This is a genomic window from Pseudomaricurvus sp. ABR4_320, from assembly GCF_056159445.1.
The window spans coordinates 272,683-285,613 of the sequence record NZ_JBSWVF010000004.1 but is presented as its reverse complement, the minus strand read 5'-3'; the positions used below and the strand labels follow the sequence as shown (position 1 = coordinate 285,613).

Genomic DNA, 12,931 nt, shown 5'->3' with positions numbered 1-12,931 from the left:
TGTAAAAGAACCCCTACTCTCAACTCTCGATCACCTTAATTTAAATACCTTCTCGGCATTTCGTTGCATTAACTTTTGCTTAGTTAACAGCGACACATCCAATAAATCGTGGGTACGAACTTCGTCGGGGACATATTGGTAGGGATAGTCCATAGCGTACATAACTCGATCCTCCCCCAGAACATTCTGAGCAAACTTAATCGCCGGCGCCCATGCCATACCGCTGGTGGTCACATAGACATTGGACTGCATGTATTCAGAAATGGTTTTTTTCAGCGGTCGCAGACGCTCATACCGCTGAGACCTGACACCCGCCTGATGCATATAATCAAGCCGATATAACCAGTAAGGCAAGGCCTCCCCCATATGCCCCACAACAATGTTTAAACTTGGGTAACGATCAAAAATGCCGGTCGTGATCAAGCGCAACAAGTGATAACCCGTTTCCACGCCAAAACCAAACACCGCGCCATCCAAGCCGGCGTTGACCATGTCCCCCATCATCGAATCCGGTAACGTTTGGGGATGTATGTAAAGAGGCTGATCGACGTCCACCAGTGCCCGGAAAATCGGGTCAAACTTTTCTTCATCCAAGTACGCACCTTGGGTATGACTGTTAATTTGCACACCACGAAATCCAAGTTCCGCACCACGACGAATTTCAGCAGCACTCCACTCCGGGTCCTGCGGTGCGACACAGGTCATTCCCACGAAGCGATCTGGATGCTTTGCGATCGCATCGGCAAGATGATCGTTCGCCCGTTCGGCCATGCCCCGTGCCAGCTCGACGTCAAAAGGCTGAACGCCCGGCGACGTCAATGCGAGTACGGCCACGTCAATTCCTGTCGCGTCCATATGAGCGATACGTTGAGCGTCCAGATCAAGCAGTCTCTCCATGATTTGCGTAGCGCGCTCCGATGGCGATTGTGCGTAAAACCCCCACAGAGATACGACGCCCTGATCGGCTTTTCCCTTTTTGATTAACGTTAAAAATGCGTCAATTTGCTCTCGCGTTGCAAAGGCTTCTTCCGTAGCAATTCTGCGATAACCACGATCGCCGCCAGTATTAAGTTCGTGAGACATAGTGACCTCAAAGGTTTGTTGTTATTGTTGAGTCAATCATTACTTGAGTGGCCTGACGGTAGATCAGATCAGCCTTCATGGACGGTTTTCGTCACCAGACAGGCATCCAATCCTTCGGGACCATCTTCATGACCATGCCCCGACCATTTCATGCCACCAAACGGTGAATCTGCACCACCGATCATGACCGAATTAATTCCAACCATTCCGGCTTCCAGATCTGTTCCCAGACATTTTTGGCGTTGAGCATCCTGGGTCCAGGCGTAGGCAGCTAAACCATAGGGCAGCCGGTTGGCTTCAGCGATCGCCTCATCGTATGTAGAGAAAGAATTGATCAATGCCACCGGACCAAAAGGTTCGGTATTCATTATCTGCGCTTCCAACGGTACGCGCGTCAGTACTGTGGGTTCAAAGAAAAAGCCTTTACCGGGTACAGGATTTCCACCGCACTGGAGTTCAGCCCCCAAGGAGATCGCTTCGTCGATCAAACCTTTGATATTTTTACGGCCTCGGTCGTGAGCCATCGGCCCCATTTGCACATCGTCTTGCAAACCATCGCCAACGGTTACTGCCTTAGCACGTGTAACAAATCCTGCGATAAAATCATCCATGATTGAATCGTGTACGAGAAATCGTGTAGGAGACACACACACCTGTCCGGCGTTGCGATATTTGTGGCCGACGGCGGTGTTTAACACAGTTTCCAAATCAACATCGTCAAACACCAGCACGGGACCATGGCCGCCCAGCTCCATTGTCGTACGCTTCATATCGTCGCTGGCGAGGCGCATTAAATGCTTGCCGACCACCGTCGATCCGGTGAAGGAAACTTTGCGAATAATGGGTGACGCCAACAGCTGAGTCGAAACATCATCGGGCACGCCAAACACCGCCTGGGCAACCTCGCCGGGTAAACCGGCATCAAGCAAACATTGTAAAACACCGAGCGCCGACGCCGGTGTTTCCTCCGCCGCCTTCATAATGACCGAGCAACCCGCCGCGATGGGCGCACCTAATTTACGGCCGGGATTTCCCAAGGGAAAATTCCAGGGAGCAAATGCCGCTACCGGCCCTACCGGAACTTTGATAACGGTCGATCGCTGGCCCTGCGGGCGCACCAGCGTACGACCATAAATTCTCTGGCACTCTCCGGCATAAAACCGAAAGAGACCAACGTTCATCAAAACTTCGATACTGGCTTCCGCCAGGGGCTTGCCTTCCTCCAAGGTCGCGACATAAGCCAGTTGCTCCTGTCGCTCCAGCATCAGATCCGCCGCCCCCAAAAGCACCTGTTGCCGCTGCTGTGGTGTCGACTTTGACCAAAGCTCGAAGCCTTTAGCTGCGTTATTCAGAGCCAACGCCAGGTCGTTCGAGGTTGCCAATGGCAGATGGCCAATAACGTCTTCCGTGGCGGGATTGATAACCGCTTGTGTCGAGCGCCCCTCAGCAGAGACCTTCTCGCCACCGATGATCATATGAAGTTCGGGATACTGTGACATGCTCATTCCTATGAATCCGCTTCGACGGCAACGGCAGGCATTACTCCAGAAACCATTACCGAAGGACGGTCACGCTTGAAAACGCGACACCCGTCGTGCTCTTGGCGCATTATTATTGTCGAGGGAAATAACACTGTGTTGTTATTTCGCCATACAGGCAGAGTGTTGCGGAAGGGGAATATTTCCGTCAAGCGCAAAGGCGTGTTGGAACGACCTGTTCCAGCGATATCCGCTTATCGCTCGATAGGTTTCAATGCAGTTGGTAACGTTCAACCAGTGACTGCAACTCAGTCGTCAAGCCGCCCAATTGAGCACCATCATCAACCACTCGTTTTATACCTGCGGAAGTTTCAGAATTAAGTGTGTTGATGCTGTGTAGGTTTTCACGAATTGACTGAGTGACGGCCACCTGCTCAGTCACAATCGCGACAAGAGAATCATTGATTTCATTCATCGAACTGACGACATCCGTAATCGCCTTAAAGGCCATACCAGTAATTTCTATCGTCTGAACAGACTGCTCCGCTTGCGAGCGCCCTTGCTGGATCAAATCATCGGCTTCCGCTGTTTTTCCTTGCAGGCGTCCTACCGCCGATGAAATCAAACCGGTATATTCGGTCGTGCGCTTTGCCAAAGCGGCAACCTCACCGGCAACAACGCCAAAGCCGCGCCCGGCATCTCCAGCACGTGCAGCTTCAATACTGGCATTAAGCGCCAACAGTCCAGTCTGACTGGCGATTTCGTCAATTACGCCCGACATTTGACTCACTTCACCAACAAATTCGTTTAAATCCTCCATGACCGGTAGCAATCCTGCGATGAGTTGCTGCATGGCAGAGATTGCCCCCATCGCCATTTCAATCACCTGCGAGGTACTTCCCATTTCGGCTTCTGCTTGTTGCGATGCATTGGACACCCGACAGGTTTCAGCATGTATGGTGTCGGTCATTTCCGTTAATTGCTCGACTGCGTGGGTGATCTCTCTGGTATTGTTCGACTGCACAGAAATGTTCGCTTCTGCGTGATCGCTAAAGGTTAGGACGTTATCCGAGATGGATTTTACTGTTTGCGAACTAATGAGTATCTGCTTTAGATTGAGACAAAAGTCATCCATCAACAAATTGAACTTCTGCGCAACATCACCCGCTTCGGTTCCATTTTCAATGTCGATACGACGCGACAAATCACCACTTTGCGTAATTTCGTGCATCGCCTGCATGGTGTCATACAACACCGTACGCGCACCATGCTCTGCAACATTCAATCCGATGCCTTCTGCGTCAGCGCTTACGCGTAAACGACCAAAGGCTTTTAATAAACAGAATAACAAGAGACCACAGAGGAAAGACCAAACAAAGATTGCAGCAACACCCAGCAATTGAGTCAACAACTGGCTACCCATTGACCCGCGATAGTCAGCCCCACAGAAAAGGGCAACCGCTATAGCACCCCATATCGCAGGAAACCCGTGTATTCCGATGGCGTTTAAAGGATCATCCAGACGCAATACCTTCAACACAAATACCGAACTTAAACTGGCAATTGCACCACCAGCCATACCAACAAGCACTGCTTCTCCAGGTGAAAGCCAAGCGGCACCCGCTGTCACGGCAACCAGCCCCCCCAGCAAACCATTGATACTCTGATCGATACGAATGGTTTGACTGAAGATGCAATTCCACAGTAGGCACACCGCGCCCCCCGCGGCCCCGGCCAACACCGTATTCACCCCGACGAGAGGAATCCCGGCACTTGATTCGTTAAAACTACCGCAATTGAAACCCAACCAACCAAACCACAGTAAAAACGCGCCCAAAGTGGCTAGCGCCAGATCATGGCCATAAATGGGCTGGGGATTACCCTGCTCATCAAAACGGCCCTGGCGAGGGCCCAGCACAATGACACCTGCAAGAGCAATCCACGCACCTAAACTATGTACCGCCGTGGCACCCGCGAAATCCATATAACCCATCGCCTGCAGCCATCCCTGAGGGTGCCAGACCCAGTGAGCGACGACAGGATACACAACAGCAGCCCCTACAAAGGAAATCACCAAATAGCCAATAAATTGCATACGCTCGGCAACGGCACCGGATAAAATTGTAGCTGCAGTTCCGGCGAACATCGACTGGAACAAAAAGGAAGAGAGAGTGCTTGGATCCGCCGTTCCCGACAGCGAACTGCCTCCCCAACCAAACAATCCCGCGATAGATGTACCATTAGCCACCGCAAAGCCGACCAAGAAAAACGCCAGTAGTGCGACCTTGAAATCCGACAAATTCTTTACAGCGACGCTGAGGCTGTTTTTGCGGCGAACACTGCCCGACTCCAGCAGGCAAAACCCCGCTTGCATCAACAAAATTAACGCAGAACAAACCAGCATCCAGCCAAGATCCAGCAGATCGGGAGAAACATCATCCAAGGGTGACGCGATGCAAAATGAAGGGATGAAGAGCAAAACGGCGACAAGCGATCTCATAACAACAGAAATGTATGCTCAAATCAGGTTTGACAAACTACCGGTGTCACTCAATGGCGTATCAAACAACACTCCGGCCTCGAATCCTAAGCTTAGTCAAAAAAATGCTATCAGGAAGGCCTGTTAATGGTGAAATTTAATAACCATAGGTAATCCTGGCGGATCACGCCCGCTGCAATCCCCTCCACCAGAAAGGAAATCTCGACGGCTTGTTTGAAACCCCGCGCTAGTTACGACTAAAGAGGTAAGAGGTCATGGCTAAAGTCCTGGTGAATTCTCCACCATAAGTGGTGTAATCTACGAATTCATAATCACAAAAAACCTGTAGCAAGCGACGCCATGCGGGCATCTAAAAAAATAACGACCATTATCGTTGCTATCTATATGTTCGCGTTTATTGCGCTGGCAGCCCTGATGTTTAATCAGGCGCAACGCGACATACATAGAGAGAGCCGCTCCGCCTTCGCCCTGGCGGAATCTCTCGTATCGCAACAATTACCTGCCCTCTCCCTGGAGACGATTCTGAAACACAATCGGCACCTGCGGACCTGGTGGGTGCCCGCTAACGAGTCCAATCCGGACTTCCAACCTTCCCTTAATTCTTCGTGGCTATACCCTGCAGAAGATAAAGCGTGGCACATTTTGTACAAAGATCCTGACGGACGTGCACAGGACTTACTGATTTTTGGCAATCAGCGGGCAGAAGTCGACGAAATCACATCAACCGTGTTTCAGGTGTTTGGCGTCTTTGCCGGCTCACTGTTGATCACATTGCTGACATTGAGGATTGCGGTATCCGCGAAATTACGCCCCTTAAAAACGTTGTGCAGCGGCTTACGCTCCGTTGAGCAAGGCCACTACGACGTTGCCGTCGAACAGAGCGACATCAATGAGATCAACCAGCTCGTTGATCATTACCGCCAAATGGCAGAATCCCTAAATCGTAAGCAGGGTCAAGTGCTACGCCTGCGCTCTCGACTCGCGAAATTACAAGAACAGGAACGGCGCAATCTGGCCAGAGAGCTCCACGATAACCTGGGGCAATTGGTCACAGGTCTCACCGTACAGGGGTTCATGCTAAAGCAACAAAGCAGCAATACCCCCTATGTCGAACAGACTTGTGATCTAATCCAGCATCAATGCGACGAAATGCAACGCAGCCTGAAACACCTCACCAATCAACTCTACCCGATGCCCCTCAATCGTGTCGGCCTCATACCAAGCCTGAGGCTTTTATGCGAACGCTGGCAGAGCATTCATCAAATAACCGCTAATTTCCGGAGCCTCGGTGAGGACCTCTCAATCGACGTAGACAGGGACACCCACATCTATCGCATTGCTCAGGAGGCTCTAAACAATGTCGCCCGTCATGCCCAGGCGACTTTGGTACACGTCATGTTTGACGTCAACCAGGAAGAAATCACCCTTATCATCGCAGACAATGGCATCGGCATTTCGGTATCGGCAGATTCGCAAATGTCAGAGGGGCTGGGACTGGAGTCCATGCGCGATCGAGCCGCACTGCTGCAGGGACAGCTTGATGTCGACAATAACAATGATGGCGTGCGCTTGCGCCTAAAAATACCATTAATGACTAAAAATGAGACCATATCCCATGAATATTCTGCTTGTGGATGACCATGCTGTGGTTCGGCAAGGCTATGCCGCCCTTTTGTCCATGATGCTTCCGGCAACGACTGTCTTTGAAGCGGAAAGCCCACAGCAAGCCTTAACGTCGCTCAACAACCAAGTTATGGATCTCGTCATCCTTGATATCAATTTGGAGCAGGCTAGCGGCCTGAGTTTGGCATCACGCATATTGAGCCGTTGGGAAGGCACAAAAATCATCTTTTTTAGCATGTTTGATGAAGCCAGCGTTGTTTATCGAGCCATGAAAACTGGCGCCAGAGGCTACCTGAGCAAACGCAGTAAGCCGGAAACCATGATAGAAGCCATCCGCGCCGTTATGGAAGGCAAAACCTACATCGAGCATGACTTAGCCATCAGCCTGGCAACATATTCCTGCAACGAAGAGAAGGACATCTGCGATCAGTTGACTCAAAGAGAGTTCGATGTGTTTATGGGCGTGGCAAAGGGCTTAAAGCGCAATCGAATCGCCACAGATCTGAATATCTCCGACAAAACCGTCTCCAACGCCATCACCCAATTGAAAAGCAAGCTGCAAGTTTCGACCAGCACAGAACTGGTCCACCTGGCGATTGAAAAAGGGTTTGTTAAGGTTGCGGTTTAGCGCTTGTGGGAATTCTCTTCACTGAAAACGGGAAAACTTCCCTTTCCTGAATCATAGCCAAGCGGGATACTGGATTTGGCTTGAAACTTCCCATTCAAGCCATGTCTCCTTGAGAACGGGCCACATCCCGTTGTCATATAGAGCCAACCCTAGCGGGTTGGCTTTTTTTATCCCAAATCGCCACTCTAAAATTCCTAAAAATGAAATGATTAGTTGAATAGCTTTACGGACGAAGAGTCGCTGAATTAAACCAACTACATCTGAAGACTGGACTAGCTCGAGGGAATGGGGTGAGCGACGGGGATCGAACCCGCGACCACTGGAATCACAATCCAGGGCTCTACCAACTGAGCTACGCCCACCATAGAAAATGGTCAATTTCTGTTTCGCCAGAAAATCCCATTTGTATTGCCATTAAAGACGGAAGCACAACCTGACACCGAGCTCGACTGCATCCACGCCGGTGTCGACTACCAAATGGCGCGCCCGGCAGGATTCGAACCTGCGACCATCCGCTTAGAAGGCGGATGCTCTATCCAACTGAGCTACGGGCGCTCTTTCATGCCAGAGCGGCACGGATTGAACCCCGGACGTGAGAACTAAGGAAAGATCTCGACATCGTTGATCATTGGTCGGAGTGGAGGGATTCGAACCCCCGACCCTCTGGTCCCAAACCAGATGCGCTACCAAGCTGCGCTACACTCCGTACATTCACCCCAAGTTGAGGAGGTGCGCATATTACCGATGGGGCCCGACTGCGTCAACGTTTTTTGCTTAAGATTTTGCAAATCACTTGAGAGCAATCTGATCGGTAAATCAATCGGCTAAGCCCCACATGCCTAAATGTAACTCGTTGGAGACCATAACATTTTCTGATTTAAAGAACAAAAACCTAGACCGCGTTTCAACACATAGCTGTCAACGCGCTCCAACCACAAGGCATTCTGGTCCCAACTCCTCGCGCCAGCGTATTGATTGCGATACTGTCGAAAGTCGCGATATAGTCGACGAGACTGTAATAATTACGTCACCTGTCAAAACGAATTCCAATCGCTTTGAAGTGAGCGTGTGTAGTATGAGGCGAGAGAGGCCAACGTATGGCCCAACAGGCAAATTCTTCCATGATTCTGGAGCGACTCCGACAGGAAACCCAAGATCTGCACGACACGGTAGAAGCCGTCGTCGATAGGCACCTTTTCCAAGACGAACTCTCGCCGAACGCTTTCTATACCCTACTCTGTGGATTCTACAAGGCCTATAACCGGTTAGAGACGGCGGCCCAGGCCTTTCCTCTAGGTAGAGAGCTGCTGCAGGAAAGAGCCAAAACTGGGAGACTGCTGCAGGATCTCAACAACTTAAAACAACTGTACTCACCGGCCTCTTCGGACAATCTAACTTGCCAAGCTTTTGGATTTGACTCAGAAGCTAAGATGCTCGGCGCCTGGTATGTTATGGAAGGTGCAACTCTGGGTGGCCAGATCATCGAACGACAATTGCAGCAGCGTCATCCTTGGATCGATCCAGCACAACACCTGAATTTTTTTAACAGTTATGGCGAGAAGCGAGGCTCCCGCTGGCGAGAGTTTCGTCAGCTTATTGCCGATTATGCAAGCCAGCAACCCTTACAACAGAATACCATTATTGAGGGGGCACGTGCCGCCTTTCAGTTGATTACTGACGAAGTCAGAAGAGCTTCCAGCCAGCGGGGAAAGGATGAATACGCGCTTTGATGTAACCCTCGACAACTGTCATGAGGAGCCTATTCATCGCCCACAAAGCATCCAGCCTCACGGGATGTTTTTGGCGCTCCACCAAGAAACGCTCAACGTCGCCTACGCCAGTCGTAATGCCAGTGACATCTTTCAAAAACCGCTGAAAACAATTCTTCAATTGAGCGCTCAGGATCTCCTGCAAGATGGAATCGTAAAAAACCTGCGAGAGGTGGTCTCCCAGGCAGAATGCGATCGCATCAACCCCGTTACGGTTGACTTACCTAATTCCGGAGAACAATTGCAGTTAATTGTCAGCTGCAATGAAGACTATCTTTTGTTGGATTTTGAGCCTTTTCTTGATTTTCAGATGTTACAGACTGCTGACTACTACCACAGTATTCGAAATTTAAACAATCAGTTAGTCAACCTGGAAACGCTAGAGGAAATCTTCTCGACGACGGTCAATGAAGTTCGAGCACTTACGGGATTCGATCGCGTCATGCTGTATCGGTTTGACGATAACTACAATGGCGAAGTGGTCGCGGAATCAAAGATAGAATCGCTGAATTCGTACCTGAAGCAGCATTTTCCTGAATCGGACATCCCTGCACAAGCCAGAGAACTTTACCTTCGCAATCGCATTCGGTTGTTCGCCAATGTCGACGCCGTGCCAGAGCCAATTTTCCCCGATGACCGCTTTATTGATTTAAGCAGCAGCACCCTGCGAAGCGTCTCTCCCATTCACGGGCAATATCTTCGCAATATGGGAGTACAAGCCTCAATGTCGATCAGCATTGTGGTTGAAGATAAGCTTTGGGGGCTCATCGCTTGCCACCATTACGCGCCGCATATCGTTCCATTTCAAGTGCGGGAGATCGCCACCCACTTGGGGATGGCGGTTTCGCATTTAATCACGGTAAAAACCCGCGCACAGGCTCGGATGGTCGTCGCCAGCCTACAGACAATTAATGCAGCGTTGAGCGAGAAGATGGCCAACGCCGAAGACTTTGTCGCCGCACTACGTCGCGAACATCAATTGCTTTGCGAACTCGTGAATGCCGATGGCGTTACCTGGCGCTTGGATAAAGATCTGGAGAGCTTTGGTGTGACCCCTCCAGATGACGTAATTCATCAGATCTTCGACTGGATAAAGTCCCAAGAACTGGAAGATGAATCCATCTATTTTACGGATAATCTTTTTCAGGCATCCGGGAAATTTGCCCATATTGCCGCCGATGCAAGCGGTATTCTGGTGCTACCTATCTCCGTTAAAGAACGAAAGTTTTTGATGTGGTTCCGCAAGGAAGTCATTCACACGAAAAACTGGGGTGGAAAACCGGAAAAAATCATTGAGTTCTTAGACGACGGCAGCCACCGCTTAATGCCACGCAAGTCGTTTGAGCTCTGGAAAGAAAACGTCAAAAATACCTCCCATGGTTGGCAGCAAGTTGAAGTCTCCACTGCCCTCAATTTTCGAAATACCGTTGTCAATTATGAACTGCGGCGCACTGAACAGATCTCCGCACAGAATCGCAAGCTGGAGCGAATGGTCGGGGATCGCACCAGCAAGCTCATGAACGAAATCACCCAACGAGAAATGGCACAGGCCGAGTTGACCAAGGCCCTGCAATCTGTTCAAGCTTCTAATCGTGAATTGGAGCAATTTGCATACGTTGCCTCCCATGATTTGCAGGAACCACTACGTAAAATTCAATCGTTTGGAAATCGACTGCAACACCAGTTAACTAACGGCGGCGTACTCGATGAACGTGGTCTCGACTACCTTAATCGCTTGATCAATGCCTCAAAGCGCATGCAGCTTCTCATCCAGGATCTCTTGACCTTCTCTCGGGTGAGCAAAAAGAGCAAGCCTCAGCAATGCGTCAAAATCAAACCTCTCGTGCAGGATTTAATTGCCGATATTGAGCTCGGTGATAATGAAAGCCAAGTCAGTATTGATGTCACAGATATCGATAAAGTATCAGCCGAACCACAACAATTGTATCGTCTGTTTTTAAATATGCTGCAGAATGCCATCAAATTTCGCAGCCCCGATCGTCCGTGCCAGATTCGAATTACCCAGCACAGTAGCACGACTGATGACATCACCATCTCGGTGCAAGACAACGGAATTGGATTTGAACAGAAATACGCAGAAAAGATCTTTGAATTGTTTGAACGTCTGCACTCTCGCAAAAGCTACGACGGCACAGGTATCGGGCTGGCTATCTGCAAAAAAATTATTGATCAACACCACGGAACTATTTGGGCAGAAAGCACGCCAGGTGAAGGTGCAACGTTTTTTATTAAATTGCCCCGCCATCAGCGCCCATCTGACTCTGACTCCGAAGAGCCGTCAGGCGGCTGATTGTCATCACCATTTAGCTGGGCGACTTTTTCCTTAAGTAACTGGATATCCGCCTCTAAGTGCTCAATTTTACGGGCATCGACAAGCTGCTCCTGAGCAAATACACTGGTGATCTTGCCTTTGACTTTCCAGATTTCGATGACGCTCTCTTGAGAAATACTGTAAGTCCGAAATTCAGGGTTGTCGCTTTTCAGCAGCAGAGTATTTTCTTCATCAGCGTGCCGATAGACACGTTTGGCAACAATGCCATCTCTCGCAATCACGACACACAAAGTGCCGTTTTCTATCGACTCTAGTTCGCCGGCATGCTCACAAATAACAATTTCACGAGGATAAATTGACGGCAGCATGCTGGTCCCGGCCACCTCGAAAAGGCGATATACGCCCTCTTCATAGCCAGGAATTCGATAAACATCCAGGGTGCTGATATAAGCTTCATCACTACAACGATCGATATAACCCGCGTGTGCCTCTTCCTTAATCAGGGGAATCAAACACAAATCCTGCCAAGATGGCTCTACCATACTGTCTCTAACAGCCTGCTGTTTCTTTCTGAGAAATACGACACTGATGCCATTGATCAACCAGTTACAGTCTACGTTATAGGCCTGACTGATTTTCACAATAGAGTCTAACGACAATTTGGATTTACCGGACTCCAACTGCGACAGCGCACCTTGAGTAATCCCCACCTTATCGGCAAATTCACTTTGCGACAGCCCCAACAAATCCCTCAACTCGTTGATTCTACCGCTAACTGTGGTCTGATCACTCATGGGCAGCTATATTACTATAGTAATAAATTTCAAAGTATATTAACATTCTAATGGCTTCAATGAAGATCGTCGATTGAATCAAGTCGCAATAACGAGCACACTCTGTTATGCGCAATTTTAGTAGGCGAATTGTGAAGGCGACCCCGATCAGTATCCTTGAGCAGAGCAAACCATAGATGTGACGTCATGATTTCCAGTTGGCGTCAATTTCCTCTTGACAGAGGGCGATTGAACAGCAGAGTATGCTTTGCCTGTACGTGAAACGCTCAAATTAGCTTTGATCCATGACTAAAACATTACATCCCTTAGCAAAGCCGCCACAGCTGATCATAGCGGAAGATGATCTTGACGATCAATTCCTGCTGCAGGATGCGCTGAAAGATAATGGGATAGATGCTAAAAATGTCACTTTCGTGGAAGATGGGGATGAGCTTCTGACAGCATTACACGGGCTGGAGCAAAAACCCACCATAATCCTTCTCGATCTTAATATGCCTAAGAAGGATGGTCGCGCCGCCTTACAGGAAATCAAAGCAAGTACAAATCTCCGACATATACCGGTCATCGTATTTACTACGTCCAGCTCGGAGGAAGACATCAAGCTCACCTACCAACATGGTGGCAACTCCTTTTTTACTAAGCCTGTTCTCTATGAAGAGCTGGTGGACATTGTCGCTCTCATCAAGAAATACTGGTTTGAATCCGCGCTGTTGGCGTTTCAACCCAACACGTAGAAATCCTGATTAAGACCGCCCAGGCCTTC

9 protein-coding genes and 3 tRNA genes are annotated in these 12,931 nt (G+C 49.6%); 5 read left to right on the top strand and 7 right to left on the bottom strand.

Annotation, left to right across the window (positions count from 1 at the left end; translation table 11 throughout):
• Positions 1 to 30: 30 nt before the first annotated feature.
• From ACXAFR_RS10355 to amt, 3 genes are all read right to left on the bottom strand, one after another.
• Positions 31 to 1,083, bottom strand: a complete 1,053-nt coding sequence (locus tag ACXAFR_RS10355) for an amidohydrolase family protein (RefSeq protein WP_475176379.1) — start codon at positions 1,081 to 1,083, stop codon at positions 31 to 33.
• Positions 1,084 to 1,151: 68 nt separating this feature from the next.
• On the bottom strand, positions 1,152 to 2,582 hold the full coding sequence (locus ACXAFR_RS10350; RefSeq protein ID WP_475176377.1) for an NAD-dependent succinate-semialdehyde dehydrogenase: 1,431 nt from the start codon (positions 2,580 to 2,582) through the stop codon (positions 1,152 to 1,154).
• Between the two features lie 250 nt (positions 2,583 to 2,832).
• On the bottom strand, positions 2,833 to 5,004 hold the full coding sequence (amt, locus tag ACXAFR_RS10345) for an ammonium transporter (protein WP_475176374.1): 2,172 nt from the start codon (positions 5,002 to 5,004) through the stop codon (positions 2,833 to 2,835).
• A gap of 396 nt (positions 5,005 to 5,400) precedes the next feature.
• Between amt and ACXAFR_RS10340 the strand changes: the two genes are divergently transcribed.
• Complete coding sequence (locus ACXAFR_RS10340; RefSeq protein WP_475176373.1) at positions 5,401 to 6,699, top strand: sensor histidine kinase; 1,299 nt, start codon at positions 5,401 to 5,403, stop codon at positions 6,697 to 6,699.
• Complete coding sequence (locus ACXAFR_RS10335) at positions 6,677 to 7,312, top strand: response regulator transcription factor (RefSeq protein ID WP_475176371.1); 636 nt, start codon at positions 6,677 to 6,679, stop codon at positions 7,310 to 7,312. The genes ACXAFR_RS10340 and ACXAFR_RS10335 overlap by 23 nt, the downstream gene beginning before the upstream one ends.
• 286 nt (positions 7,313 to 7,598) lie before the next feature.
• Here ACXAFR_RS10335 and ACXAFR_RS10330 read toward each other — a convergent pair.
• The 3 genes from ACXAFR_RS10330 to ACXAFR_RS10320 form a co-directional block, all read right to left on the bottom strand.
• Positions 7,599 to 7,674 (bottom strand) — tRNA-His (locus tag ACXAFR_RS10330).
• A 116-nt stretch (positions 7,675 to 7,790) separates the two neighbouring features.
• A tRNA-Arg gene (locus ACXAFR_RS10325) sits at positions 7,791 to 7,867 on the bottom strand.
• A 74-nt stretch (positions 7,868 to 7,941) separates the two neighbouring features.
• A tRNA-Pro gene (locus tag ACXAFR_RS10320) sits at positions 7,942 to 8,018 on the bottom strand.
• Between the two features lie 391 nt (positions 8,019 to 8,409).
• Here ACXAFR_RS10320 and ACXAFR_RS10315 point away from each other — a divergent pair.
• Positions 8,410 to 9,042, top strand: coding sequence for a biliverdin-producing heme oxygenase (locus ACXAFR_RS10315; protein ID WP_475176367.1), 633 nt, complete (start codon positions 8,410 to 8,412; stop codon positions 9,040 to 9,042).
• On the top strand, positions 9,026 to 11,392 hold the full coding sequence (locus ACXAFR_RS10310; RefSeq protein WP_475176363.1) for an ATP-binding protein: 2,367 nt from the start codon (positions 9,026 to 9,028) through the stop codon (positions 11,390 to 11,392). Before ACXAFR_RS10315 ends, ACXAFR_RS10310 begins: the two co-directional genes overlap by 17 nt.
• On the opposite strand, the gene ACXAFR_RS10305 is transcribed toward ACXAFR_RS10310, so the two are convergent.
• On the bottom strand, positions 11,347 to 12,168 hold the full coding sequence (locus ACXAFR_RS10305; protein WP_475176360.1) for an XRE family transcriptional regulator: 822 nt from the start codon (positions 12,166 to 12,168) through the stop codon (positions 11,347 to 11,349). The genes ACXAFR_RS10310 and ACXAFR_RS10305 overlap by 46 nt on opposite strands.
• 284 nt (positions 12,169 to 12,452) lie before the next feature.
• On the opposite strand from ACXAFR_RS10305, the gene ACXAFR_RS10300 reads away from it, so the two are divergent.
• Positions 12,453 to 12,902 carry a response regulator gene (locus tag ACXAFR_RS10300; protein WP_475176359.1) on the top strand — a complete coding sequence of 150 codons (450 nt, stop codon included), beginning with the start codon at positions 12,453 to 12,455 and terminating at the stop codon, positions 12,900 to 12,902.
• Positions 12,903 to 12,931 lie beyond the last annotated feature (29 nt).